Origin of the sequence: Streptomyces sp. NPDC047079 (assembly GCF_040643755.1) — a bacterium.
Classification (GTDB): domain Bacteria; phylum Actinomycetota; class Actinomycetes; order Streptomycetales; family Streptomycetaceae; genus Streptomyces.
Window position 1 is genome coordinate 130,789 of the sequence record NZ_JBEYUZ010000003.1, and the last position, 25,978, is coordinate 156,766.

The 25,978-nt window shown below is 68.3% G+C and carries 19 protein-coding genes; 13 read left to right on the forward strand and 6 right to left on the reverse strand.

What is annotated here, in order from left to right; translation table 11 throughout:
• Positions 1-54 precede the first annotated feature (54 nt).
• Together femX and ABZ823_RS05450 are read left to right on the forward strand one after the other, a co-directional pair.
• Complete coding sequence (gene femX / locus ABZ823_RS05445) at positions 55-1,173, forward strand: peptidoglycan bridge formation glycyltransferase FemX (RefSeq protein WP_361653912.1); 1,119 nt, start codon at positions 55-57, stop codon at positions 1,171-1,173.
• Positions 1,174-1,297: 124 nt separating this feature from the next.
• Positions 1,298-2,329, forward strand: coding sequence for an alanine racemase (locus ABZ823_RS05450; RefSeq protein WP_361653915.1), 1,032 nt, complete (start codon positions 1,298-1,300; stop codon positions 2,327-2,329).
• Between the two features lie 81 nt (positions 2,330-2,410).
• Here the strand turns inward: ABZ823_RS05450 and ABZ823_RS05455 are convergent, their stop codons facing one another.
• Together ABZ823_RS05455 and ABZ823_RS05460 are read right to left on the reverse strand one after the other, a co-directional pair.
• Positions 2,411-3,928, reverse strand: a complete 1,518-nt coding sequence (locus tag ABZ823_RS05455; protein ID WP_361653918.1) for a glycosyltransferase 87 family protein — start codon at positions 3,926-3,928, stop codon at positions 2,411-2,413.
• Between the two features lie 120 nt (positions 3,929-4,048).
• Entirely contained in the window at positions 4,049-6,709 is a 2,661-nt protein-coding gene (locus ABZ823_RS05460) for a transglycosylase domain-containing protein (RefSeq protein WP_361653921.1), read from the reverse strand.
• Positions 6,710-7,083: 374 nt separating this feature from the next.
• On the opposite strand from ABZ823_RS05460, the gene ABZ823_RS05465 reads away from it, so the two are divergent.
• The 4 genes from ABZ823_RS05465 to ABZ823_RS05480 all read left to right on the forward strand — a co-directional run bounded on the left by ABZ823_RS05465 (position 7,084) and on the right by ABZ823_RS05480 (position 10,862).
• Positions 7,084-7,764 carry a helix-turn-helix transcriptional regulator gene (locus ABZ823_RS05465; protein ID WP_361653924.1) on the forward strand — a complete coding sequence of 227 codons (681 nt, stop codon included), beginning with the start codon at positions 7,084-7,086 and terminating at the stop codon, positions 7,762-7,764.
• A gap of 44 nt (positions 7,765-7,808) precedes the next feature.
• Positions 7,809-8,891, forward strand: a complete 1,083-nt coding sequence (locus ABZ823_RS05470; RefSeq protein ID WP_361653927.1) for an inositol-3-phosphate synthase — start codon at positions 7,809-7,811, stop codon at positions 8,889-8,891.
• 79 nt (positions 8,892-8,970) lie between these two features.
• Positions 8,971-10,233, forward strand: a complete 1,263-nt coding sequence (locus tag ABZ823_RS05475) for an MFS transporter (protein ID WP_361653930.1) — start codon at positions 8,971-8,973, stop codon at positions 10,231-10,233.
• Positions 10,234-10,349: 116 nt separating this feature from the next.
• The gene (locus ABZ823_RS05480; protein ID WP_361653933.1) at positions 10,350-10,862 is read left to right on the forward strand and encodes a hypothetical protein; all 513 of its coding nucleotides are present in this window, start codon (positions 10,350-10,352) and stop codon (positions 10,860-10,862) included.
• 104 nt (positions 10,863-10,966) lie between these two features.
• On the opposite strand, the gene ABZ823_RS05485 is transcribed toward ABZ823_RS05480, so the two are convergent.
• Positions 10,967-12,436, reverse strand: coding sequence for a CCA tRNA nucleotidyltransferase (locus tag ABZ823_RS05485; protein ID WP_361653936.1), 1,470 nt, complete (start codon positions 12,434-12,436; stop codon positions 10,967-10,969).
• Positions 12,437-12,679: 243 nt separating this feature from the next.
• Between ABZ823_RS05485 and ABZ823_RS05490 the strand changes: the two genes are divergently transcribed.
• From ABZ823_RS05490 to trxA, 7 genes are all read left to right on the forward strand, one after another.
• Positions 12,680-15,106 carry a DUF6049 family protein gene (locus tag ABZ823_RS05490; RefSeq protein WP_361653939.1) on the forward strand — a complete coding sequence of 809 codons (2,427 nt, stop codon included), beginning with the start codon at positions 12,680-12,682 and terminating at the stop codon, positions 15,104-15,106.
• A gap of 46 nt (positions 15,107-15,152) precedes the next feature.
• On the forward strand, positions 15,153-17,453 hold the full coding sequence (gene murJ, locus ABZ823_RS05495; protein WP_361653942.1) for a murein biosynthesis integral membrane protein MurJ: 2,301 nt from the start codon (positions 15,153-15,155) through the stop codon (positions 17,451-17,453).
• Positions 17,454-17,571: 118 nt separating this feature from the next.
• Positions 17,572-19,278 (forward strand): protein kinase family protein, encoded by a 1,707-nt coding sequence (locus ABZ823_RS05500; RefSeq protein ID WP_361653945.1) that lies wholly within the window; start codon positions 17,572-17,574, stop codon positions 19,276-19,278.
• Between the two features lie 28 nt (positions 19,279-19,306).
• Positions 19,307-20,020 carry an RNA polymerase sigma factor SigM gene (sigM, locus tag ABZ823_RS05505; RefSeq protein WP_361653948.1) on the forward strand — a complete coding sequence of 238 codons (714 nt, stop codon included), beginning with the start codon at positions 19,307-19,309 and terminating at the stop codon, positions 20,018-20,020.
• Positions 20,017-20,943 (forward strand): hypothetical protein, encoded by a 927-nt coding sequence (locus ABZ823_RS05510; protein WP_361653951.1) that lies wholly within the window; start codon positions 20,017-20,019, stop codon positions 20,941-20,943. Before sigM ends, ABZ823_RS05510 begins: the two co-directional genes overlap by 4 nt.
• 184 nt (positions 20,944-21,127) lie before the next feature.
• Positions 21,128-22,099, forward strand: a complete 972-nt coding sequence (gene trxB, locus ABZ823_RS05515) for a thioredoxin-disulfide reductase (RefSeq protein ID WP_361653954.1) — start codon at positions 21,128-21,130, stop codon at positions 22,097-22,099.
• A gap of 41 nt (positions 22,100-22,140) precedes the next feature.
• Positions 22,141-22,473 carry a thioredoxin gene (gene trxA, locus ABZ823_RS05520; protein ID WP_361653957.1) on the forward strand — a complete coding sequence of 111 codons (333 nt, stop codon included), beginning with the start codon at positions 22,141-22,143 and terminating at the stop codon, positions 22,471-22,473.
• A gap of 85 nt (positions 22,474-22,558) precedes the next feature.
• Here trxA and ABZ823_RS05525 read toward each other — a convergent pair whose 3' ends face one another.
• The 3 genes from ABZ823_RS05525 to ABZ823_RS05535 form a co-directional block, all read right to left on the reverse strand.
• A complete protein-coding gene (locus tag ABZ823_RS05525; protein ID WP_361653961.1) occupies positions 22,559-23,176 on the reverse strand; it encodes a GNAT family N-acetyltransferase in 618 nt (205 codons plus the stop codon).
• A 345-nt stretch (positions 23,177-23,521) separates the two neighbouring features.
• The gene (locus tag ABZ823_RS05530; protein ID WP_361653964.1) at positions 23,522-24,625 is read right to left on the reverse strand and encodes a ParB/RepB/Spo0J family partition protein; all 1,104 of its coding nucleotides are present in this window, start codon (positions 24,623-24,625) and stop codon (positions 23,522-23,524) included.
• Complete coding sequence (locus ABZ823_RS05535; RefSeq protein ID WP_361654754.1) at positions 24,622-25,695, reverse strand: ParA family protein; 1,074 nt, start codon at positions 25,693-25,695, stop codon at positions 24,622-24,624. Before ABZ823_RS05535 ends, ABZ823_RS05530 begins: the two co-directional genes overlap by 4 nt.
• Positions 25,696-25,978: the final 283 nt, after the last annotated feature.

Here is a 25,978-nt window from a genome sequence, read left to right on the forward strand (position 1 = left end):
GAGAGCCGGAGCCCCTGTACCCATGGGGACACACCAGCCCGAGGAGCGCCCCGTATGAGCCTGACCCTGAGGACGATCAGTCGCGAGCAGCATCTGGCGTACATCCAGAGCCTGCCGGCGGCGAGCCACATGCAGGTCCCGGCCTGGGCAGACGTCAAGGCGGAGTGGCGCTCCGAGAACCTCGGCTGGTTCGACAAGAACGGCGAACTGGTGGGCGCCGGACTGGTGTTGTACCGCCAGTTGCCCAAGATCAAGCGCTATCTCGCCTACCTTCCCGAGGGCCCGGTCATCAACTGGTTCGCGCCGAACCTGGACGACTGGATCCAGCCGATGCTCGCGCACCTCAAGCACCAGGGCGCGTTCTCCGTGAAGATGGGCCCGCCGGTGATCATCCGGCGCTGGGAGGCCAACTCCATCAAGCAGGGCATCCAGGACCCGGACGTGAAGCGACTGCGCGACATCGAGGCCGACTTCATCGAGCCGCGCGCCTTCGAGGTGGCCGACAAGCTGCGCCGCATGGGCTGGCAGCAGGGCGAGGACGGCGGCGCCGGCTTCGGCGATGTGCAGCCCCGCTACGTCTTCCAGGTGCCGCTCGCCAACCGTTCTCTGGAAGAAGTTCACAAGAACTTCAACCAGCTGTGGCGCCGCAACATCAAGAAGGCCGAGAAGGCTGGTGTCGAGGTCGTCCAGGGCGGTTACCACGACCTCGAGGAATGGCAGCGGCTCTACGAGATCACGGCCGTGCGCGACCACTTCCGGCCCCGCCCGCTGTCGTACTTCCAGCGCATGTGGACGGCCCTCAACACCGAGGACCCCAACCGCATGCGGCTCTACTTCGCCCGGCACAACGGAGTGAACCTGTCGGCGGCGACGATGCTGATCGTCGGCGGGCACGTCTGGTACTCCTACGGCGCCTCCGACAACATCGGCCGCGAGGTCCGTCCCTCCAACGCGATGCAGTGGCGGATGCTGCGCGACGCCTACGCGCTCGGCGCGACCGTCTACGACCTGCGCGGCATCTCCGACTCGCTGGACGAGACCGACCACCTCTTCGGCCTGATCCAGTTCAAGGTGGGCACGGGCGGGCAGGCCGCCGAATACCTCGGCGAGTGGGACTTCCCGCTGAACAAGCTGCTCCACAAGGCGCTCGACATCTACATGTCGCGCCGCTGACGCCGGAGCCCCGTGGCGGACCGGCCCGAGCCGTCTGCGTCACCCGTCGGCCCGGCGGATCCGTCACAATTCCCTCTCAGACCCCTGATACACCGCAGCCACGAGAAAGGTTCCGGGACCGGCCATGGCGCTCACGCTCTACGTCGACACCGCGCGCTGGCGGGCACACCACAAGCACGTCCAGGAGCAGTTCCCGGGGCTCGTCCCGGTCTGCAAGGGCAACGGCTACGGCTTCGGCCACGAGCGGCTGGCGGAGGAGGCCACGCGGCTGGGCTCGGACGTCCTCGCCGTGGGCACGACGTACGAGGCGGCCCGGATCAAGGACTGGTTCGGTGGCGACCTGCTCGTGCTGACGCCGTTCCGGCGCGGCGAGGAGCCGGTACCGCTGCCGGACCGCGTCATCCGGTCGGTGTCGTCCGTGGACGGCGTGTACGGCCTCGTGGGTGCCCGTGTGGTCATCGAGGTGATGTCCTCGATGAAACGGCACGGGGTGAGCGAGCAGGACCTGCCGCAGCTGCACGCTGCCATAGAGAACATCCGGCTCGAGGGCTTCGCCATCCACCTTCCGCTGGACCGCACGGACGGCTCGGACGCCGTCGAGGAGGTCATCGGCTGGATGGACCGGCTGCGTGCGGCCCGGCTTCCGCTGCACACGATGTTCGTCAGCCACCTCAAGGCGGAGGAGCTGTTCCGCCTTCAGCAGCAGTTCCCGCAGACTCGTTTCCGGGCCCGTATCGGCACCCGGCTGTGGCTGGGGGACCACGAGGCGACCGAGTACCGCGGGGCGGTCCTGGACGTCACGCGTGTCTCCAAGGGCGAGCGCTTCGGCTACCGGCAGCAGAAGGCGGCCTCGGACGGCTTCCTGGTCGTCGTGGCGGGCGGAACGTCCCATGGGGTGGGTCTGGAGGCCCCCAAGGCCCTGCACGGCGTCATGCCGCGCGCCAAGGGCGTCGCCCGGGCCGGGCTCGCGACGGTGAACCGGAATCTCTCGCCGTTCGTCTGGGCGGGCAAGCAGCGCTGGTTCGCCGAACCTCCCCATATGCAGGTCTCGATCCTGTTCGTCCCCGCGGACGCCACGGAGCCGAAGGTGGGGGACGAACTGGTGGCCCATCTACGGCACACCACCACCCAGTTCGACCGGCTCGTCGACCGCTGACCCGGAACGGAACAGCAGCAAGGCCGTACACGGAATCCCGCGTACGGCCTTGTGCGTGGCACCCCACCAGGGGGTGTTCGCTCAGGGCGAACCATCCTTGGGGGGTTCTGCGTCTCGGCTGCCCCACTCGACGTGGGGCCCCTCGAGGTGCGCCGAGTGCCGCGGCGGATGTGCGGCGGCGCCCAGCACGAAGACATCCTCCGCGCCGTCCAGCACACCGCCGGACGGGTCGTCGTCACCGGACCTGCGCACCATGTCCCGTTCCGGCAGGAAGATGTCCCGCACGACGACGGCACACAGATAGAGCGTCCCCAGCAGGTGGACGACGATGGCGACTTGGTAGCCGTCCGTCGGCAGGCCCTTGTGGGCGTCTCCGCTGGTCGTGTACGCGAGGTATGTCCAGATTCCGAGGAAGTACGCCACCTCGCAGGCCTGCCAGACGAGGAAGTCCCGCCAGCGCGGCCGGGCCAGCGCGGCGAGGGGAATCAGCCACAGGACGTACTGGGGCGAGTACACCTTGTTGGTGAGGATGAACGCCGCCACGATCAGAAAGGCGAGCTGAGCGAAACGCGGGCGGCGCGGCGCCGTCAGGGCGATCGCCGCGATGCCCGCGCAGGCGGCCACCATCATGAACATCGCCCAGGCATTGGCCGTGTCCGCGGTGATCTCGATGTTGAGCCAGCGCGAGACGAACAGGAAGATCGATCCGAAGTCGACCCCGCGTTCCCTGCTGAAGCTGTAGAACTTCGACCAGCCCTGCGGAGCGAGGAACATCACCGGCACATTGACCACGAGCCAGGCCCCCACGGCGCCCAGCAGGGCGGTGGAGAACGCGCGCCACTTGCCGGCCCGCCAGCACAGCACGAGGAGCGGTCCGAGCACCAGGAACGGATAGAACTTGGCGGCCGTGGCGAGCCCCACCAGGATCCCGAAGGCAAGGGCGCGACCGCGTGACCACATCAGCATCGCGGCGGCCAGCAGGGCCACGGCGAGCAGGTCCCAGTTGATGGTCGCCGTCAGCGCGAAGGCGGGCGCCAGGGCGACCAGCAGGCCGTCCCAGGGCCGTCGGCGGTGGATCCGCGCGGTGCACACGGCGATGACCACGGCGCACACCAGGAGCATCCCGGCGTTGACCATCCAGTACGTCTGCTCCCGGGACTGCAGGGTGCCGCTGCCCGGGGTCAGCCAGGAGGCGACCTCCATGAACACACCGGTGAGCACCGGGTACTCGAGGTAGTCCATGTCGCCGGGAAGCTTGTCGAAGTAGGGCACGAGCCCATCGGCGAAACCGCGGCCCTGGTAGAGGTGCGGGATGTCCGAGTAGCAGGCGTGCGTGTACTGCGAGCTGGCGCCGAAGAACCAGCCGCTGTCGTAGCAAGGCAGCTTCTGCACCATACCGAGGGCGAACAAGCCGATGGCGACGAGCGCCACGACCCGCACGGGAGTCCACCAGGACCTCCCGAGCAGTGCGCGTCGTCCGATGGGACCACCGATCAGCTGGCTCCCCGCCGCGGCGACCTCGTCATCCCGGGTCGGCCGCACCAGGTCCGGCTCGTGGACGCTCGCTGGCGTCGTCTCTGCACTGGGCATGGGGGCCATCCTGCCGCATGCACTCAGGAAAAAGCCGAGGGCCGCCCCACCTGATCGGTGGGACGGCCCCTCTTCGGCCGATGTTTCACGTGAAACGGAGAGTTTCACGTGAAACACGATCCGTGACCGCTATCCGTTCGGGCCGGCGAAGATACCTCCATTGCCGTTACCCCGGGTGCTTCCGTTCCCGGTGCTCTCCGTCGGGCTCGAGGTCACCCCGCCCGTGCTGCCGGCGTCGGTGCCGCCGGCGGCGCCACCGTTGCCGTTGCCGCAGTTCCAGCCGAAGTTGCCACAGGTGTCGCTGGGCGTCGGCGTGGGGGAGGTGAGCGTCTCACTCGGCGTCGGGGTCGGTGTCGGGCTCTGCGTGACGCTCGGCGTAGGCGTGGGGGTCACGCTCGGGCTCGGGGTGTCGTTCACGACCACGCCGATGGGCTCGGGCGTCGGGAAGTTCTTCACCGGCTCATTCTTGAGCGCCTGCAGCATGTAGTCGTGCCAGATCTCGGCCGGGAACGAGGCGCCGTGGATCTCCTTCTGGCCGCCTGTTCCGTACATCTTCAGGAACTCGCGGGACTTGTTGTTCTCGTTGTCGTCCATCCGGAACATGCCCACCGCGGTCGACAGCTGCGGGGTGTACCCGACGAACCACGCTGACTTGTTGCCGTCCGTCGTACCGGTCTTGCCCGCGACCTGTCGGCCGGGAAGCTGCGCGGCGGTGCCGGTGCCCTTCTCGACCACGGTCCTCAGAACGTCGGTGACATTGTCGGCGACCTTCGAGGTGAAGGCGTCCCGGGGCTTGGCCTTGTGCTCGAAGACGGTGCCGTCCTTGCTCGTGACCTTCGTGACCGAGTACGGGTCGTTCTGCTGGCCGCTGGCCGCGAAGGTGGCATAGGCGCCGGCCATGCGGATCGCGCTGGGGTCGGAGGTTCCGATGGAGAACGAGGGGTAGTTGGCGCTCGCAAGACTGGCCTTGAGGATGCCCGCGTTCAGAGCCGCCTCCTTGACCTTGTCCAGACCGACGTCCATGCCGAGCTGGACGTAGGCGGAGTTGACCGAGAACTGCATGGCCTCACGAAGGTCGATCTTGTAGTCCGGCGGGTGGCCGACCGACTCATCGCCGTCGTTCGCCTGAAGCCACTCCTCGCCCTTCTCGTTCTTCCAGATCGTGTGGTTGTACTCCTGGATCTTCAGTTTGTTCTTGCCGCTGTACAGGCTCTTCGGCGAGACGATGGTGCGCTCGTCCTGTGCCTGCGACTCACCGAGGTCCGGGTTGCGCTTGCCCCATGACATCGCCGCCGCCAGCACGAACGGCTTGAACGTCGAGCCCACCTGCGCACCGGTCTGGTCGGCGTTGTTGGTGAAGTGCCTGGTCGCGTCCTCACCGCCGTAGATCGCCTTGAGGGCACCTGTGGACGGATCCACGGAAGCCCCACCGAACTGGACGTATTTGTCTGTTTTCGGGCGCAGATCGGGCTTGATGTTGGCCTTCTGGACCTTCTTCACCGCGGCCTCGAGCTGCTCGACCTTCTTCTTGTCGAATGTCGTGTAGATCGAGTAACCGCCCTGTTGCAGATCGTTGGGCGTGATGTCCGTGTTGTTGATCAGGTACGCCTTGGCGAGGTCGACGAGATAGCCGATCTGGCCGCTCAGCCGGCTGTTCGACCGCGGGTTCTGGACCTTGGGCAGCTTGGTGTACTTGGCCCGCTCCGCGGAATCGAGATGGCCGTACTCCACCATCTTGTTCAGGGTGTCCTGCATCTGGACCAAGGCCCGCTTGCTGTTGGCCTGGGCCGTGGCCTTGGGATCGAGGGACGTCGCCCCGGCCGGGTCGTAGTACGTGGCGCCCTTGAGCATCGCCGCCAGGAAGGCGCACTCGCCTGCATCCAGATCGGTGGCGTCCTTGTTGAAGTACGCCCGCGAGGCTGCCTGAAGCCCGTAGGCGTTGCGCCCGTAGTACGCAGAGTTCAGGTAGCCGGCCATGATGTCCTCCTTGTGGACCTCGGCCCCTACCTTGATCGCGACGAAGATCTCCTTGAACTTCCTGGAGACCGTCTGTGACTGGTCGTCCAGCATCGCGTTCTTCACGTACTGCTGGGTGATGGTCGAGCCACCCTGCGTCTGACCGCCCCGGGCCATGTTGAACACGGCGCGTGCGATGCCCTTCGGGTCGACGCCGCTGTCGGTCTCGAAGGTCTTGTTCTCCTGGGAGATGACGGCGTACCGCATGTTCTTGGGAATCTGCGCGTAGTTGATGCTCTGGCGGTTGACCTCACCGCCGGTGGCGACCATCTGGCTGCCGTCCGACCAGTAGAAGACGTTGTTCTGGGCCGTCGCCGTCTTGGCCACGTCCGGAATGGTCACCATCGCGTATGCGACACCCGCGACCACCACCAGGCTCCCTATGAAGCCGATGAACAGGCCCGTCATCTGCTTCCACGACGGTACCCAGCGGCCGAAGCCGGACTTGCCCGCTCGCGGGTAGTCGATAAAGCGCTTCCGGGAGGGAGGGCTGTTGCGCCCCCTGCCCCTGCCTGGTCCGGCCGCCCCTGCGGGGCCATGCCCCGGGGCGTCGGCCGTTCTGCGCCGGCCGCCACCATTTCTCTGGGCCGCCCGCCGGGCCTCTGCACGGCCACCGTACGGGCGGTCCTCACCTCCCGCTCCATAGGAGTCGGAAGGAGACCCGGTGGCGCCTCGCGGTGACGCGCGGCGGCCGGAGGACGCCGATTGGCCGCGTCGGGCCGCGGCACGTCCGCCTCCCTGCGGCGGCGGCGGTTTGCGACGGTGCTCGCTCATCGAACGATTACTCCTCGGGCAGGCGCATCCTTGCGCGCCTGGAAACGGCGGCTGGTTTCCGGTCCCCCCGAAGTACGGATGCGGTCGTTTTCGCATTCATCCGTACTGCACCAAGAACGAGGACGTCCCCCGGCGTCACTCGGTTCCCGGTGATGTGCATGCCGCACAGACTACGCACCGCCAAAACCCTCCTAGCCCTGAAGTTCACCCCAAATCAGGCAACTTGCATCCTGCGAATCGGTGATGTGACCCCGTTCACCCTGCCCCCTCTTGCCGCATCCGGAGGGGCGTTCTATCGTGCTGATGTATCGAGCCGATACATCAGCACGACATAAAGACCGTGTGGACACCACAGCGGCAGGAGGGAGGCGCACATGACCCGGCGTTCCGGGATCCTTGAGTTCGCCGTCCTCGGCCTGCTCCGTGAGTCCCCGATGCACGGCTACGAGCTGCGCAAACGGCTCAATACGTCATTGGGTGTATTCCGCGCGTTCAGCTACGGGACGCTCTACCCGTGCCTCAAGACGCTGGTCGCCAACGGCTGGTTGATCGAGGAGACCGGCAGTACCCCCGACGATGCCCACGCGACTCCGCTCGCGGGGCGCCGTGCCAAGATCGTCTACCGGTTGACGGCGGAAGGTAAGGAGCACTTCGAGGAGCTGCTCTCGCAGACGGGCCCCGACGTGTACGAGGACGAGCACTTCGCCGCTCGCTTCGCCTTCTTCGGGCAGACGTCCCGCGACGTGCGCATGCGCGTCCTCGAGGGCCGCCGCAGCCGCCTGGAGGAACGCCTGGAGAAGATGCGGGCCTCCCTGGCGCGCACCCGGGAGCGCCTCGACGACTACACCCTCGAGCTCCAGCGCCACGGGATGGAGTCCGTGGAGCGCGAAGTGCGCTGGCTGAACGAGCTCATCGAAAGTGAGCGGGCCGGACGGGACCTCAGGGGTTCCACCGCCGACGGCACCGCTCACGGCAGCACATCTGGGGAAACGGGCGGCCTGCCCCGGCACCGGGACAGCACCCGGCCGGATCCGTCCGACGACACCACCACGTGAGGTCCAGTCGGGGCTTCACCTCGCACACACAGGGAGCAACCGGAATGGGTTCGGTTCGCGTAGCCATCGTCGGCGTGGGCAACTGCGCCGCATCGCTGGTGCAGGGAGTCGAGTACTACAAGGACGCCGACCCGGCGTCCAAGGTGCCGGGTCTGATGCATGTCCAGTTCGGCGACTACCACGTCCGTGACGTCGAGTTCGTCGCCGCGTTCGACGTGGACGCCAAGAAGGTCGGCCTCGACCTGGCGGACGCCATCGGCGCCTCGGAGAACAACACCATCAAGATCTGCGACGTCCCCTCCACCGGCGTGACGGTCCAGCGCGGCCACACCCTCGACGGTCTCGGCAAGTACTACCGCGCAACCATCGAGGAGTCCGCCGAGGAGCCGGTCGACATCGTCAAGGTCCTGAAGGACAAGCAGGTCGACGTCCTCGTCTGCTACCTGCCCGTCGGCTCCGAGGACGCGGCGAAGTTCTACGCCCAGTGCGCCATCGACGCCAAGGTCGCCTTCGTCAACGCGCTTCCGGTCTTCATCGCCGGCACCAAGGAGTGGGCCGACAAGTTCACCGAGGCGGGCGTCCCGATCGTCGGTGACGACATCAAGTCGCAGGTCGGAGCCACCATCACGCACCGCGTGATGGCGAAGCTGTTCGAGGACCGCGGTGTCGTCCTGGACCGCACGATGCAGCTGAACGTCGGCGGCAACATGGACTTCAAGAACATGCTCGAGCGCGAGCGCCTCGAGTCCAAGAAGATCTCCAAGACTCAGGCCGTGACCTCCCAGATCCCCGACCGGGACCTCGGTGAGAAGAACGTGCACATCGGCCCGTCCGACTACGTGGCCTGGCTCGACGACCGCAAGTGGGCGTACGTCCGCCTCGAGGGCCGTGCCTTCGGCGATGTCCCGCTGAACCTCGAGTACAAGCTCGAGGTCTGGGACTCCCCGAACTCCGCGGGTGTCATCATCGACGCCCTGCGCGCAGCGAAGATCGCCAAGGACCGCGGCATCGGCGGTCCGATCCTCTCGGCGTCCTCGTACTTCATGAAGTCCCCGCCGGTCCAGTACTTCGACGACGAGGCCCGCGAGAACGTCGAGAAGTTCATCAAGGGCGAAGTCGACCGCTGAGGCACGCGTTCGCCTGCGAACGGTGAGGGTCCCCAGGCCGTGTGCCCGGGGACCCTTCCGGTATGTGAGGCTGGGCCCCATGTCCGTCGTGCGCGACCTGAGCGTCCTCCTGCGCTTCCAGGACTTCCGCCGTCTGCTCGCCGTGCGGCTGCTGTCCCAGGGAGCCGACGGCGTCTACCAGATCGCGCTCGCCGCCTATGTCGTCTTCTCTCCGGAGAAACAGACCTCGGCCGCGGCCATCGCCTCCGCGATGGCGGTGCTGCTTCTGCCGTACTCCCTCGTCGGCCCCTTCGCGGGAATCCTGCTGGACCGCTGGCGGCGGCGCCAGGTCTTCCTCTACGGCAACCTGCTGCGCTCCCTGCTGGCCTGCGCGACAGCCGCTCTGATGCTGGGTCACGTCCCGGACTGGCTCTTCTACGTCTCCGCGCTCTGCGTCACGGCGGTCAATCGCTTCGTCCTCGCGGGCCTGTCGGCGGCGCTGCCCCACGTGGTCGACGGCGAACGCCTGGTGATGGCCAACTCGCTCTCGCCGACGGCCGGCACGCTTGCCGCGACCGCGGGCGGCGGGCTCGCCTTCCTGGTGCGCCTGGTGGCCTCGGGCTCCGCCGCGGCCGTGGTCCTACTGGGCGCGGCGCTGTATCTGGGGTCGGCCCTCGTCTCGCTCAGCCTGGCACCGGACCTGCTGGGCCCCGACCGGGAGCCGGAGCAACCGCGGCTGGGCAGGGCTCTCGCCGGCACCCTGCGCGACCTGGCGGCGGGCGTACGTCATCTGGCCGAGCCTCCGCGCCGGGAGGCCGCCTGGGCACTCACCGCGATGACACTGATGCGGTTCTGCTACGGGGCTCTGCTGGTCCTGCTGCTCATGCTGTGCCGGTACGCCCTGGCCTCGGACCCGGCCCACGGTCTCGCCTTGCTGGGACTGGCGCTCGGGATGTCCGGTGCCGGATTCTTCGCCGCGGCTGTGGTGACTCCGTGGGCGGCGGGACGGCTCGGTCCCGGCCGCTGGATCGTCGTCTGCGCCGCGGCGGCCGCGGTGCTGGAGCCCGCGCTCGGCCTTCCGTTCGCCACCGGACCCATGCTGGTGGCGGCCTTCGTCCTGGGGCTGATCACCCAGGGCGCCAAGATCTCCACGGACACGATCGTCCAGTCGGCGGTCGAGGATGCCTTCCGTGGCCGGATCTTCTCGGTGTACGACGTGCTGTTCAACGCCGCCTTCGTCGCCGCCGCCGGGCTCGCCGCCCTGATGCTGCCTCCTGACGGCCGCTCAGCCACCTTGGTGGTCACGGTCGCCGTAATCTACGCGGCAGTTACTGCGGCTATGTCCCGCTTCGAACACCGGTAAGTGTCACATCAAGGCTACGGAGCCCTCCTGAGCTTCAGTGTTGTCAGTGGGGACCGGTAACTTACGTGCGTCTTATTTCGCACATGACATATCCACGTTCGAGGGGGATCCCCGCAGTGACCACTCCGCCGCCCCAGGGCGCGAACCCGTACGCCGAGCAGCCCACCACACCGATGGGGCAGCAGCCCGGTCAGCCCGGAGTTCCGCCGCAGCAGGCCGGCCACCCCGGAGCCCCCTATGCCCCGTTCCCGAACCAGGGGGCTCCCGCCCCGATACCGCCGCAGGCGGGTCCCGGCAAGCGCGCGGGAAAGAAGGCGCTGCGCATTGTCGGGGCCATCATCGTCGGCATCCTCGTCCTGGGTGTGAAGTTCGGCATCGGCTGGTGGGCGAACCAGACGGACGCCGAGACCACGTCGGTGGGCGCCTGCATGCACAACGACGGTTCGGACTCCAAGGCGGATCTGAACGAGGTCGACTGCTCCTCCAGCGAGGCCCAGTACAAGGTCGTCCAGAAGTTTGACGACAGCACCGATGACAGCAAGTGCCAGGCCGTCAAGGAGGCGACCAGCGCCTACGTGCAGTACGGCAACGGCCACGATGTGGTGCTCTGCCTGGCGGAGAACAAGTAACACGTCGGCCTGCACAGGCCGGAGGGGCGATGTTTCACGTGAAACATCGCCCCTCTGCATGCCCGGGGTCATGTTTCACGTGAAACATGCGCCGGCTCCCCGCTTCAGAAGCCCTGCTCGGCCCACCACTCCTTGAGTGCCGTCACTGCGGCGTCGTGTTCCATGGGCCCGTTCTCCAGCCGGAGCTCCAGCAGGAACTTGTACGCCTGCCCGACGGCAGGGCCGGGGCGGACCCCCAGGATCTCCATGATCTGGTTGCCGTCCAGGTCGGGACGGATCGCGTCCAGCTCCTCCTTTTCCTGGAGCTGAGCGATGCGCTCCTCCAGCCCGTCGTAGGCACGGGAGAGCGCCGCCGCCTTGCGCTTGTTGCGGGTGGTGCAGTCGGAGCGGGTCAGCTTGTGGAGGCGGTCCAGGAGCGGGCCCGCGTCACGGACATACCGGCGCACCGCCGAGTCCGTCCACTCTCCGGTGCCGTAGCCATGGAAGCGCAGATGGAGCTCGACCAGCCGGGAGACGTCCTTCACCAGGTCATTGGGGTACTTGAGCGCCATCATTCGCTTCTTGGTCATCTTGGCGCCCACCACCTCGTGATGATGGAAGGAGACACGGCCGTCCTTCTCGAAGCGGCGCGTCCTCGGCTTGCCGATGTCGTGCAGCAGAGCGGCGAGCCGCAGGGTCAGGTCCGGGCCCTCGTCCTCGAGCGCCATCGCCTGCTCCAGCACGATCAACGTGTGGTCGTAGACATCCTTGTGCCGGTGGTGCTCGTCACGCTCCAGCCGCAGCGCGGGAAGCTCCGGGAGGACGTGATCCGCAAGCCCCGTCTCGGCCAGCAGCGACAGCCCCTTGCGCGGGTGCGCCGACAGAAGCAGCTTGTTCAGCTCGTCCCGCACACGCTCAGCGGACACGATCTCGATGCGCCCGGCCATCTCCTTCATCGCCGTGACGACCTCGGGAGCGACCTCGAAGTCCAGCTGGGCCGCGAACCGGGCGGCCCGCATCATCCGCAGCGGGTCGTCGGAGAACGACTCCTCGGGCGTGCCCGGTGTGCGCAGCACCCGGGCGGCGAGGTCGTCGAGCCCCTGATGCGGATCGATGAACTCCTTCTCGGGCAGCGCGACGGCCATGGCGTTCACCGTGAAGTCGCGGCGGACCAGGTCCTGCTCGATCGAGTCGCCGTAGGACACCTCGGGCTTGCGCGAGGTCCGGTCGTACGCCTCGGACCGGTACGTCGTCACCTCGATCTGAAAGCGCTGAACAGCATCTCCGACGCGGGCGTCCTTCTGGGCGCCGACCGTCCCGAAGGCGATACCGACCTCCCACGTGGCGTCCGCCCACGGCCGCACGATCTTCAGCACGTCCTCGGGGCGGGCGTCGGTCGTGAAATCCAGATCATTGCCGAGTCTGCCGAGGAGGGCATCCCGTACCGAGCCGCCGACCAGGGCCAGCGAGAACCCGGCCTCCTGGAAACGGCGGGCGAGGTCGTCGGCGACAGGCGACACCCGCAGCAGTTCACTCACGGCACGGTGCTGCACCTGGCTCAGGGCACTGGGATTGTCTTCGTTGGCGTTCGGCACAACAGAAAAGGGTACGTGGCCCGGACGGGCGGGGGCGCCTCCATTAAACGGGCACAAGCTTTCCGTAGTCACGCATAAGCGCCGCGTACGGAATCCCTGCTCGATACGCCTTCATACAGGACAGGCCGCCCTCGGTTCCGATCTTGGGAGGCGGACCGCGGCACTTCCCCTCCGCGCGCATCGTTACCATGCCTGGACGCACATTCCGACGACCACTGACGACGACGAGGGACGGGCGAGCGCGTGGCCGAGGCGGCAGACTTCCAGGGGATGAGTCCCTCACCTGCCCGCCGGTGGCTCCGGCGTACCGGAGCACTGCTTGCGGGTGCGCCCCTGCTGGCCGGTCTGCTGCAGCTGCCCGCCACGCCGATGGCGCACGCCGCCGAGAAGAGCGCTCCGATGGCGGCGAGCGGCTCCCGCACGGTCAGCGTCTCCCTCGACTCCGTCAGCCCCAACGCTCCGACCGACGGCGACACCCTCACGGTCTCCGGCACGGTCACCAACAACGGCAAGCAGGCAGTCACGGACGCACACGTGGGCCTGCGGGTCGGCCCCTCCCTGAACAGCCGCGGGTCGATCGACAGCGCCGCTCGGCGCACCGGCTTCGCACCAGATGCCGACGGCACCGAGATCGGCGGCAAGTACGTCGAGAAGTTCCCCAAGCTCGCCCCCGGGGTCGCGCAGGCCTTCACCCTCTCCGTGCCCGTCAAACAGCTGCACCTGGGCTCCGACGGGGTCTACCAGCTCGGCGTCTCGCTCTCCGGCCAGACCTCCACACAGCCCTACGAGCAGGTCCTCGGCATCCAGCGCACATTCCTGCCCTGGGAGCCGGACGGCGCCACCGCCAAGACGAAGACGACCTACCTCTGGCCGCTGATCTCCTCCGTCCATATGAGCGCGGAGACCCTCCCCAATCAGCAGCAGACACCCGTCTTCCAGAACGACGACCTGGCCAAGGAGATCGCTCCGGGCGGCCGGCTCTCCCAGCTCCTGTCGCTGGGCAAGGACCTGGACGTCACCTGGGTGATCGATCCCGACCTGCTCGCCTCCGTGGACGCCATGGCGGGCAGCTACAGCGTCAAGGGCGACGGCGACTCGGTCACTGCGGGCAAGAGCCAGGCGGTCGCCAAGCAGTGGCTCGCCGAGCTCGAGCAGGCGGTCCAGAACAAAGAGGTCGTGGCCCTGCCCTTCGCCGACCCCGACCTCGCCTCGCTCGCTCACGACGGCAAGAACGTCACCGGCTCCCTGAGCCACCTCAAGGACGCCACCGACGTGGCCGGGAGCACCGTGGAGACCATCCTCCACGTGAAGCCCGAGACCGACTTCGCCTGGCCCGTGAACGGCGCGATCGACCCCTCGATCGTGAAGGTCGCCACATCCGCCGGTGCCGACAAGATCATCGCCCGCAGCGACAGCCTCCAGGAGACCGGGGGCCTGCCCTACACCCCGACCTCGGCGCGCCCCATCGGCGGCGGCACCACGGCGGTGGTCGCGGACGCCGGCCTGTCGACCGCGTTCGAGGGCGATGTGTCCTCCACCGGCGGCGCCACACTGGCGGTGCAGAGGTTCCTGGCCCAGAGCCTCATGACCAACCTGGAGGAACCGCAGAAGCAGCGCAGCATCGTGGTCGCCCCGCAGCGGATGCCGTCCGCGAGCCAGGCACAGTCGATGGCGCAGGCGCTGAAGGCGCTCCAGGACGGCAACTGGTCACAGTCCGCAGAGCTGTCCGCGGCCGCCGACGCCAAGCCGGACCCGCGGGCCGCGACACGTGTGCCGTCCACCTCCCGCTACCCCTCGTCGCTGCGCAGGGAGCAGCTGCCGCGGTCCGCGTTCCAGCAGATCGAGGACACGCAGGACAAGCTCGACAACTTCCAGGTGATCCTCACCGACCCCGCGCGGGTCGTCACCCCCTTCGGGCGGGCCATAGACCGGGCCATGTCCACCTCCTGGCGAGGGCACCCCACCGAGGCGTCGGACTTCCGCCAGGACGTGGAGTCGTACCTCGACGGGCTGACCGCCCAGGTCCGGCTGATCCAGAAGTCGGAGACCAAGCTTTCGGGCCGCAGTGCCACGATCCCCGTGACGGTTCAGAACAACCTCATGCAAGGGGTCGACCACCTGGTGCTGCGGCTCACCTCGCAGCAGCCGACCCGCCTCAAGATCGGCAACGGCCCCTACGCGGAGCAGCCCATCACCGTCTCGGGCGGGCACAGCCAGTCCGTGAAGTTCACCACCACGGCCAACGCCAACGGCCGGGCCACTGTGGTGGCCCAGCTCTTCACGGAGGACGGCCAGGCGTACGGCCCCGCCGTCACCTTCGACGTGAACGTCACCGAGATCACGCCCACGGTGATGCTGGTCATCGCGGGCGGTGTGCTGCTGCTGGTCCTCGCCGGATTCCGTATGTACACCCAGCGCAAGCGCCTGGCCGCACAGCAGGCCGAGGAGGAGCAGAACGACCCGCAAGCCACCCCCCGGGAGGGGGGTCTGAACGACTCCGCGGACGGCACCGTAGACACTGGAGACACCGACGGCGTCGCCACCGGACCCGAACAGGAGTCGGACACGGAGCCCGGGGCAGACGCCCCGGAGCAGCCGAGTGACCCGGCACCGGACACCGCACCCGAAAGCGCCGACCCGTCCAGCACGGGTGAGAGAGTGGACCGTTGAGCGACGTCGTGGCCGGTCGGCCCGGGGACAATGAGGTGGGGTAACCATGAACGCGCCGTACGACGGTGACCACGGCCAGGGCGCCGTGGGCAGCTCGGGTTACCCCGAGGGCCCGCCGCCGCACGAGCCCGGCCAGGTCCCGCCGCAGCCCCCCGCCGACATGTACCTCCAGGACGCCTACCAGCAGGACCCCTACCGGGCGCAGGACCTCTCCGCCCAGGATCCGGTCACCGAGGCCCTCTACGACCGCGCCGCGCACCCCCCGCCGCCCCCGGGCACCTACCAGCCGCAGCAGCCGCTCTACGGGCAGCCGCCGACGCCGCAGTACGCCCCGGACCCCCGCGTGTGGGCCCAGCCGCCCGCGCCCGAGCCGGAGGGACCGACGCAGTACCTGCCCTACGGCGACGACCCCCGCACGACCCGGTTCGTGGGCGTCGACGACCTGGTCACCCAGGCCGGCGAGGAACGCCACGAGCCGGACGCCTTCGCCCACCTCTTCCGTGACCAGCAGCAGGGCGGCGGACAGCCGTACGCCCAGTCGGCGTCCGTGCCCGCCCCGGGGCAGGGCCCCGCGGGTCGTTACCAGGAACCGGCCCACGCCCCCGCGGCCGCCCAGACCGGGGCGTACGCACCCACGCCCGGTGCGGCCCCTGAAGCAGCTCCCGTGACCCCACCGGCCGCCGCCGCACCCGCGGCCCCGGCCAAGAAGGGCGGGCGGGCCTCGGGCCTGCTGAAGTCCAGCGCGGTGATGGCGGCCGGCACGATGGTGTCCCGGCTCACGGGCTTCATCCGCTCGGCAATGATCGTCTCGGCCCTCGGCGTCGGCGTGCTCGGCGACACCTTCCAGGTCGCCTACCAGCTCCCGACGATGATCTACATCCTCACGGTCGGCGGCGGCCTGAACTCCGTGTTCGTACCGCAGCTCGTCCGTGCGATGAAGGAGGACGAGGACGGCGGCGAGTCCTACGCGAACCGTCTGCTCACGCTCGTGATGGTGGCGCTGGGCCTGCTGACGGCGCTCGCGATGCTCGCGGCGCCGCTGCTGGTCCGGGTGTTGTCGAACTCAGTGGCCACCAACCCCCAGGCCAATGAGGTCGCTGTCACCTTCACCCGGTACTTCCTGCCCTCGATCTTCTTCATGGGCATCCATGTGGTGATGGGTCAGATCCTCAACGCCCGCGGAAAGTTCGGCGCGATGATGTGGACTCCGGTCCTGAACAACATCGTCATCATCGTGACGCTGGGCATGTTCCTCTGGGTCTACGGCAGCGCCGCGAACTCCGGGATGACGGTGGACAACATCCCGCCGGAGGGCCGGCGGCTCCTCGGCGTGGGTGTGCTGCTCGGCCTCGTCGTCCAGGCCCTCGCCATGATTCCCTATCTGCGCGAGACCGGCTTCCGGCTGCGCCTGCGCTTCGACTGGAAGGGCCACGGCCTGGGCAAGGCCGCCATGCTCGCCAAGTGGACCGTCCTCTTCGTCCTGGCGAACCAGGCGGGTGCCATGGTCGTCAGCCAGCTGTCCACCGCCGCGGGCGAGCACGCCGGCAAGGAGTTCCCCGGCACCGGCTTCGCCGCCTACGCCAACGCCCAGCTGATCTGGGGCCTTCCGCAGGCCATCATCACCGTCTCCCTGATGGCCGCCCTGCTGCCGCGCATCTCGCGCTCCGCCGCCGAGGGCGACGGCGGGGCCGTCCGGGACGACATCTCCCAGGGGCTGCGCACGACTGCCGTCGCGATCGTGCCGGTCGCCTTCGGCTTCCTCGCGCTCGGCATCCCGATGTGCACCCTGATCTTCGGCTCCTCGGGCACCGGTTCCGCGACCAACATGGGATACATGCTGATGGCCTTCGGCCTCGGCCTGATCCCCTACTCGGTGCAGTACGTGGTGCTGCGCGCCTTCTATGCGTACGAGGACACCCGCACCCCGTTCTACAACACGGTCATCGTGGCCGCCGTGAACGCGGGCGCCTCGGCCGCCTGCTACCTCCTGCTTCCGGCCCGCTGGGCCGTGATCGGCATGGCGGCCTCCTACGGCCTCGCCTACGCGATCGGCGTCGGGGTCGCCTGGGCACGGCTGCGCAAACGGCTGGGCGGCGATCTGGACGGCGCACGGGTGCTGCGTACGTACGCACGGCTCGGGATCGCCTCGGTACCGGCAGCTCTGCTGAGCGGGGCGGCCTGCTACGAAATCGGCCACACGCTGGGCCAGGGCGTCGGCGGTTCGCTCGCCGCCCTGCTCGGCGGTGGGGCCCTTCTCCTCGGTGTCTTCTACGTCGCCGCACGCAAGATGCGCATCGAGGAGCTGAACTCAATGGTCGGCATGGTCCGCGGGCGCCTGGGGCGCTGAAGCGGGGGTACGCGCACAACCATCGTGCGTCGCCGTGTGTCGTGCATAGCGGCGGACTGTGGGCACAATTGGGTTCTGCGTCGGACAGCGCGCAACGGATGGGGAGGCAGGAACGACGGTGGCGGAACGGAGCACGGCTGCCGTCGACGTGGCAGACAACAGCGGCGACGAGCCGCTGACCGCCAAGGCGGACCAGTCCACGTCCGACGGGGTGGCCAAGGAGCGGGACACGGACGGCGACGACTCGCAGGGGGGCGGAGGGATCGAGCATCCCGGGAAGGCCGCACCACCCGACTTGCACAGCGGCCACAAACTCGCCAGACGTTACCGTCTCGAGGAGTGCCTCACCCGTCTGGACGGTTTCAGCAGTTGGCGTGCGGTGGACGAGAAGCTCCGCCGAGCCGTCGGTGTGCATATCCTCCCCGCGGACCACGCGCGGGCCCGTTCCGTGCTGGCCGCGGCCCGCTCCACCGCCCTGCTCGGCGACCCCCGCTTCGTGCAGGTCCTGGACGCCGTCGAGGAGAACGACCTCGTCTATGTGGTGCACGAGTGGCTGCCCGACGCCACCGAACTGACCACGCTGCTCGCCTCGGGGCCGCTGGAGGCTCATGACGCCTACCAGATGGTCACCCATGTCTCCCAGGCGATGGCCGCCGCCCATCGCGAGGGGCTCTCCCATCTGCGCCTGAACCCGGGCACCGTGCTGCGCACCTCCTCCGGCCAATGGCGCATCCGTGGCCTCGCGGTGAACGCCGCCCTGCGGGGCATCGGGTCCGGCACCCCGCAGCGCACCGACACGGAGGCCATCGGCGCTCTCCTGTATGCCGCCCTCACCCGGCGCTGGCCGTACGAGGTCGACGCCTACGGCCTGTCCGGGCTGCCCAAGGGCGTCGGCCTGATCGCCCCCGACCAGGTGCGCGCCGGCGTCCACCGCGGCCTGTCCGAACTCGCCATGCGTGCACTGGCAAACAACGGCGCCACCGCCTCCCGGCACGAGTCCCCGTGCACCACGCCCGAGGAACTGGCGAAGGCGATCGCCGACATGCCCCGTATCCGTCCCCCGGAGCCCGCGTTCGCGGCGCCGCCCGAGTACCAGCGCACGACGTATCAGCAGGGCACCTACGGCCGTACCCCGGGCCTCACGCAGCCCGTGCAGGCGCCCCCGCCCCCGCTGCAGAGCCGTACCGGCAAGGCCCTCAAGTGGGTTGTGTCCGCACTGCTGATCGCCGCGCTGGGACTGGGTAGCTGGCAGCTGGCCGAGGCGTTGATGGACCAGGGCGAAAAGTCCAACGACACCCACCAGACGCAGACGAACGACGGGAACGACAAGAACGCCGGCGGGCTTAAGCCCGCCACTCGGATCACGGTCCAGGACGCCAGGGAGTTCGTGGCGAAGGGCGATGCACAGCACCCCGCCGACGTCGCCAAGACCTACGACGGCGACAGCTCCACCTTCTGGAAGACCAACACCTTCCTGGAGGGCCCGACTCTCGCGCCGTACAAGCCGGGCGTCGGCATCGTCTACGACCTCGGATCGGCCCGGAAGCTCGCCACGGCGTCCATCGGGCTCCGGTACGGCGGCGATCACACGACGGTCGATCTGTACGCGGCCGACTCACTGACGCCGTCGTCGCTGGACTCGATGACCAAGATCGGCTCCATCACCACGAGTGGTACCACCGCCACGGTGAAGATCACCAAGTCCGTGAAGAAGCAGTACGTGCTCGTGTGGCTCACCGCCGTGCCGTACTCGGGCTCGGATGCCAGCGCGTACACCGGCGCCGGTTACAAGCAGGCCATCACCGACGTGAAGTTCACGGGCTGAGCAGACGTCCAGGGGGAGGGGGGGTCCGGTGGCGGACGAAGCCGCATACGGCGATGCAAGCGATCAGGACCTCCTCTCCCGCCATGTGGAGGGCGACACCGACGCCTTCGGTGAGCTGGTGCGGCGCCACCGTGACCGGCTCTGGGCCGTGGCTCTTCGGACGCTGGGGGACCGCGAGGAGGCCGCGGACGCCGTCCAGGACGCCCTCGTCTCCGCCTACCGGGCCGCCCATACCTTCCGCGGACAGTCGGCCGTCACGACCTGGCTCCACCGGATCACGGTGAACGCCTGCCTCGACCGTGCCCGCAAGGCCGCGTCCAGGAAGATCTCGCCCGTCGACGACACGGAACGGCTGGAGCAGCTTCTGGAGCCGCACGAGTCGGCATCCGCCCCGGCCGAGCGCAACGATCTGCACCGGGAGCTGCTGGAGGCCCTGGGCACCCTTCCGGTCGACCAGCGGGCAGCCCTGGTCCTGGTGGACATGCAGGGCTACCCGGTGGCGGAGGCCGCCCGCGTCCTCGACGTGCCGACCGGCACGGTGAAGAGCCGCTGCGCCCGCGGCAGAGCCAGACTGCTGCCGCTGCTCGCCCATCTGCGCACGGAGGGCAGCGGTACGGACGGCAAGAAGTCCGGCGGCGGGCGGAACCGGACGCAGGGGGCGTCCGTCCCACCCGCAGCAGGACCACGTGACCCAGGGTCGAGCGATTCAGCTGCTGTGAAGGGCGGAGGTGGGCGAGCGTGACATCCACGACCGGTACGGCCGGGCACCCGGACGTCGAGGAGCTCTCCGACCTCAGTGAGGGTCTCCTGCCACCGTCTCGAACCGCGGACGTCCGACAGCATCTGGAAGGCTGCGCTCTCTGCGCTGACGTCTACGACTCCCTCGAGGAGATTCGCGGTCTGCTCGGCACCCTGCCCGCGCCCGAGCGCATGCCGGACGACGTGGCGGGCCGCATCGACGCCGCACTTGCCGCGGAGGCCCTGCTGGACGCGAGCGCGCCCGCCGCCGCGAAGGCTCCCTCCGCAGAGCCGGCGGCCACGCGTGTTTCACGTGAAACATCGTCCGTGTCTCCGGCCGACCGCCCGTCGGGCCACGGCCGCGCGGCGACGGGGCCCGGTCGTGCCAAGCGCACGCGGCGCGGCGGCCGCAAGGCCTTGGTGCTGGGGGCGGTCTTCACCCTCGCGGCCTTTGGCCTGGGCGGCCTGTTGGTGCACACCCTGGGCGATGACACGAGCAGGACCCCGCATACAGCCACAGGGCAGCACACGGATGCGGCCCACACATACGCCGGGGGCAGCCTGGAGAAGCAGGTGACCGATCTGCTCGCCGGGCAGAAGACGGGCGGCCGTGTAGGCAGCGCCAAGCCCTGGGGAATCGAGTCCGAAGACGGCGCATCGGGGTCCGCAGGCATGCAGCCCAACAGGACCTTCCAGGACACCACCGCCAACCTGCCGGGCTGCATCGAGCAGGCCATTCGCACCCAGCAGCCCGTGCTCGCCGCCGACAAGGGCGTGTACCAGGGAACCTCGGTTTTCCTCGTCGTCACCCCCGACGCCTCCGACACCACCAAGGTCACGGCCTACCTCGTCGATGCCGCCTGTGTGAAGAAGGCATCGGTCGCCCCCGGCACGGTACTCCTGACCCGTTCCTACGCACGTCCCTGAGGCCCCCGCCCGGGACGGTTCCGCCCGGATTCCGGTTGGTATCTGTGTGCGGTGCCGGGTACTCCGTGTGCCCGGGCACACCGGGAATGCGGGCCCCTTAGGATCCGTTGGGTGGGGTGAGAGTACTGAGAGATGCTCCCACCGGCAGTAGCAGCAGCAGTCTCCAGAGACGAGGAATCAAGCCGTGAGCGACGTCCGTAACGTGATCATCATCGGCTCCGGGCCCGCCGGCTACACGGCGGCGCTCTACACCGCGCGCGCCTCGCTGAAGCCGCTGGTGTTCGAGGGCGCCGTCACCGCGGGTGGTGCGCTGATGAACACCACCGAAGTGGAGAACTTCCCCGGCTTCCAGGACGGCATCATGGGCCCCGAGCTCATGGACAACATGCGCGCCCAGGCCGAGCGCTTCGGCGCCGAACTGGTTCCCGACGACGTCGTCTCCGTCGACCTCACCGGTGAGATCAAGACCGTCACGGACACCGCCGGCACGGTCCACAAGGCAAAGGCCGTTATCGTCGCCACCGGCTCCCAGCACCGCAAGCTGGGCCTGCCGAACGAGGACGCCCTCTCCGGACGCGGAGTCTCCTGGTGCGCCACCTGCGACGGCTTCTTCTTCAAGGACCAGGACATCGCCGTGATCGGCGGCGGCGACACCGCCATGGAGGAGGCCACCTTCCTCTCCCGCTTCGCCAGGTCGGTCACGATCGTGCACCGCCGTGACACCCTGCGCGCTTCCAAGGCGATGCAGGACCGCGCGTTCGCCGACCCGAAGATCAAGTTCATCTGGGACAGCGAGGTCGCCGAGATCAAGGGTGACCCGAAGCTGGAGAGCCTGACGCTGCGCAATCTGAAGACCGGGGAGCTCACGGAGCTGCCGGCGACCGGTCTGTTCATCGCGATCGGACACGACCCGCGCACCGAACTCTTCAAGGGCCAGCTGGACCTCGACGACGAGGGGTACCTCAAGGTGGACGCCCCCTCGACCCGGACCAACCTGACGGGTGTCTTCGGCGCCGGCGACGTCGTCGACCACACCTACCGTCAGGCGATCACCGCGGCCGGCACCGGCTGCTCCGCCGCCCTGGACGCCGAGCGGTACCTCGCCGCCCTCGCGGACAGCGAGCAGCAGGCCGAACCCGAGAAGACCTCCGTCTGACCCCTTCCGCCCCACTGCACCACCGAGTTAAGGAGCCCCCTGTGGCCGGCACCCTGAAGAACGTGACCGACGACTCTTTCGAGCAGGACGTGCTCAAGAGCGACAAGCCCGTCCTGGTGGACTTCTGGGCCGCCTGGTGCGGCCCGTGCCGCCAGATCGCCCCCTCGCTGGAGGCGATCGCCACCGAGTACGGCGACAAGCTCGAGGTCGTCAAGCTCAACATCGACGAGAACCCGGCCACCGCGGCCAAGTACGGTGTCATGTCGATCCCGACCCTGAACGTCTACCAGGGTGGCGAGGTCGCCAAGACCATCGTCGGTGCCAAGCCGAAGGCCGCGATCGTTCGCGACCTCGAGGACTTCATCGCCGAGTGAGTGAACGACGACATCGCTGAGCCAAAGCGGCGATGTTTCACGTGAAACACGAATGGGCCAGCCCTCCCGGGCCGGCCCATTCGTGTCACAGCGGCCTCAGCGCCGGCTCCTTCTGCACGGCCCCCAGAAGGCGGTCCAGCGCCATCTCGACGTCTTCCTTCCAGGAGAGCGTCGAGCGCAGCTCCAGTCGCAGCCGAGGGTATGTCGGGTGCGGCCGTACCGTCTTGAATCCCACGGCCAGAAGATGGTCGGCGGGAAGCAGGCACGCCGGCTCCTTCCAGCGGGCATCACCGAAGGCCTCGATGGCCTTGAAGCCTCGACGCAGCAAGTCCTTGGCGACGGTCTGGACCATCACACGGCCGAGTCCCTGGCCCTGGTATCCGGGCATGATGAAGGCGGTCATCAAGTGGACCGCGTCCGGCGAGACCGGACTCGTGGGGAACGCCGTGGAGCGCGGGACGTAAGCGGGCGGCGCATACAGCACAAAGCCCACCGGCACATCGTCGACGTAGACCACCCGGCCGCATGAACCCCAGTCCAGCAGAACGGCGGAGATCCACGCCTCCTTCTCGAGGGCGGAGGTCCCGGTCTTTACCGCTGCCTCACCGCTGACGGGGTCCAACTCCCAGAAGACACACGCGCGACAGCGCTTGGGAAGGTCCGAGAGGTTGTCCAGCGTGAGCGGTACAAGCCGACGCCCCATGAAGGCAGTTCCTCACTTCCTTCGCCCGCAGCGCCGCGGGCGGCTGTCAGAGCACTCCGCTCCCTGAGCAGGCTGCCGACGAACCCGCCGACCGCTCCCAGGCTCAAGCCCGCGGTCACCAGTCCGGTACGGCTCATGCTTCGCATGGCCCCCCCCCTCCCCACTGAAGGTACTGCCAGGTGGATGCGCCATACCGCTTCGCATCGTATCCATGATGCGATTCCCTCGATACCGCCTGAAAGCAAAGGGCAGGCCGTGTTCCGGTACACACCGGACACAGCCCGCCCTTCCTCTCGGGATCGATCGGCTCCCGTGGCGCCACGTGGGGCGCAAAGTTCGGAGCTCTTACTCCTCAGGATCCTCAGAGTCGTCGTCCACCAGGCTCCTCTGAAGGACCGGTCCCTCACCGGGCGCGAGCGTGCTCAGGATCCGCTCGAGGTCATCCATCGAAGCGAACTCGACGGTGATCTTGCCCTTCTTCTGACCGAGGTCGACCTTCACCCGGGTCTCGAAGCGGTCGGAGAGCCGGGTCGCCAGATCGCTGAGTGCGGGGGATACACGGGCACCGGCCCGCGGCCCCTTGGAACGCGGAGCGCTCTGCGGCCGGGACCCCATGAGGGTGACGATCTCCTCGACGGCCCGCACGGACAGCCCTTCGGCCACGATGCGGTGAGCCAGCCGGTCCTGCTCCTCCGAGTCCTCCACGGACAGCAGGGCTCGGGCGTGCCCGGCGGACAGCACCCCGGCAGCGACCCGGCGCTGCACCGCCGGCGACAGCTTCAGCAATCGCAGCGTGTTGGACACCTGCGGGCGCGACCGACCGATGCGGTCCGCCAGCTGGTCGTGGGTGCAGTTGAAGTCCTTGAGGAGCTGGTCGTAGGCAGCAGCCTCTTCCAGCGGATTCAGCTGGGCACGGTGCAGGTTCTCCAGAAGGGCATCGAGGAGGAGTTTCTCGTCGTCCGTGGCCCGTACGATCGCCGGAATGGCGTCGAGACCGGCCTCGCGGCAGGCTCGCCAACGCCGCTCGCCCATGATGAGCTCGTAGCGCGAGGGACCCAGCTGACGTACCACGACGGGCTGGAGCAGTCCCACCTCCTTGATGGAGGTGACCAGTTCCGCGAGCGCGTCCTCGTCGAACACCTCGCGGGGCTGCCGCGGGTTCGGGGTGATCGAGTCAAGGGGCAGCTCGGCGAAGTGGGCACCCAGCGGAGACGCGGGCGTCTCACTGATGCCGATCGTCGACGGCTCCTCGGTTTCCTGTGGAACAGACGGAAGCGTGGCCACTTTCGCGGCCGCCACTCCCCGGTCCGTGGTCAGTACCGGCACCGCCCCCGGCGAGACGGACGGGCCGCCGCCCGCCGCAGCCGGGGCCGGGGCCTTCTCCCCTGTCGGGGCGGCAGGGATGAGTGCGCCGAGACCACGGCCCAACCCCCTCCGTCGCTCGCTCACTGGATCCCCTCCACCATGCTCTGTTCCTTCTGAGCGCCGATGTGGGCGTGCTGCGCGTCGTATCCGACGCCGACGCCCTTCAGCGCGATTTCCCGTGCCGCCTCAAGATATGAGAGAGCACCGCTAGACCCTGGATCGTAGGTCAGCACCGTCTGCCCGTAACTCGGCGCCTCCGAGATGCGGACCGAGCGGGGAATGCTCGTCCTCAGCACCTCGTCGCCGAAGTGGCTGCGCACCTCTTCCGCGACCTGGGACGCAAGACGTGTCCGGCCGTCGTACATGGTGAGCAGAATGGTCGACACATGCAGGGCAGGGTTGAGATGTCCCCGCACCAAGTCGACATTGCGCAGCAGCTGGCCCAGGCCCTCCAGTGCGTAGTACTCGCACTGGATCGGGATGAGGACCTCCTGCCCGGCGACCAACGCGTTGACCGTCAGCAGGCCAAGCGAAGGCGGGCAGTCGATGAGGATGTAGTCCAGCGGCTGCTCATAGGCCTGGATCGCCCGTTGCAGTCGGCTCTCCCGTGCCACGAGAGAAACCAACTCGATCTCCGCACCGGCGAGATCGATGGTTGCGGGGGCACAGAAGAGACCCTCGACGTCCGGAACGGGCTGGACCACCTCGGAGAGGGGCTTGCTCTCGACCAAGACATCGTAGATGGAAGGGACTTCGGCGTGATGGTCGATCCCCAGCGCAGTGGACGCATTTCCCTGAGGGTCGAGGTCGATCACCAGGACGCGGCCGCCGTGCAGCGCGAGCGACGCGGCAAGGTTGACCGTTGTGGTGGTCTTGCCCACCCCGCCCTTTTGGTTGGCGACCACGATGACCCGGGTCTGCTCGGGACGGGGCAGGCCCTCGCCGGCGCGACCCAGTGCCTCCACCGCCAGTTGGGCAGCACGACCGATGGGAGTGTCGTCCATCGGGGGCGGTGTTTCACGTGAAACATCCTCCCCCATCGACTCGGTACGGGGACCGGGGACCGGATCGGTCATCGGTCCCGCGATGTTGGCGTCGGACCGCAAGGATTCACTCTCCTCGACTTCAGGCTCGCAATGAACAGAGCCTCCCATGCCTTCGGGGTGGTGAACCAGTGAGGTCCGGTCTTCTGTGGAGAAATCCACCTCTGTGGACAACTCCGTGCCCTTCACAGGGGACAAAGCTCCCGAGGTGGACAGCTCTCCGAGGTTTCCGAGCGGTTTACGGTCGCGGGGTTCGGCCGCAGCGCGGCCCCGACTGATGATGCCGTGCAGCAGTGAGCGACGTTTCACGTGAAACACGATGCACAGTGGCCCTGGCCGGACCTCCGCGACACTCCGAGATGCGTAGGTGGGGCAGCTTGGGTGGAGTACCACG

Excerpts from the sequence above, each read along its gene's own strand:
- femX (WP_361653912.1), top strand. The coding sequence starts at position 55 with ATGAGCCTGACCCTGAGGACGATCAGTCGCGAGCAGCATCTGGCGTAC.
- ABZ823_RS05450 (WP_361653915.1), top strand. The coding sequence starts at position 1,298 with ATGGCGCTCACGCTCTACGTCGACACCGCGCGCTGGCGGGCACACCAC.
- ABZ823_RS05455 (WP_361653918.1), bottom strand. The coding sequence starts at position 3,928 with ATGGCCCCCATGCCCAGTGCAGAGACGACGCCAGCGAGCGTCCACGAG.
- ABZ823_RS05460 (WP_361653921.1), bottom strand. The coding sequence starts at position 6,709 with ATGAGCGAGCACCGTCGCAAACCGCCGCCGCCGCAGGGAGGCGGACGT.
- ABZ823_RS05465 (WP_361653924.1), top strand. The coding sequence starts at position 7,084 with ATGACCCGGCGTTCCGGGATCCTTGAGTTCGCCGTCCTCGGCCTGCTC.
- ABZ823_RS05470 (WP_361653927.1), top strand. The coding sequence starts at position 7,809 with ATGGGTTCGGTTCGCGTAGCCATCGTCGGCGTGGGCAACTGCGCCGCA.
- ABZ823_RS05475 (WP_361653930.1), top strand. The coding sequence starts at position 8,971 with ATGTCCGTCGTGCGCGACCTGAGCGTCCTCCTGCGCTTCCAGGACTTC.
- murJ (WP_361653942.1), top strand. The coding sequence starts at position 15,153 with ATGAACGCGCCGTACGACGGTGACCACGGCCAGGGCGCCGTGGGCAGC.
- ABZ823_RS05525 (WP_361653961.1), bottom strand. The coding sequence starts at position 23,176 with ATGGGGCGTCGGCTTGTACCGCTCACGCTGGACAACCTCTCGGACCTT.
- ABZ823_RS05535 (WP_361654754.1), bottom strand. The coding sequence starts at position 25,695 with ATGGGAGGCTCTGTTCATTGCGAGCCTGAAGTCGAGGAGAGTGAATCC.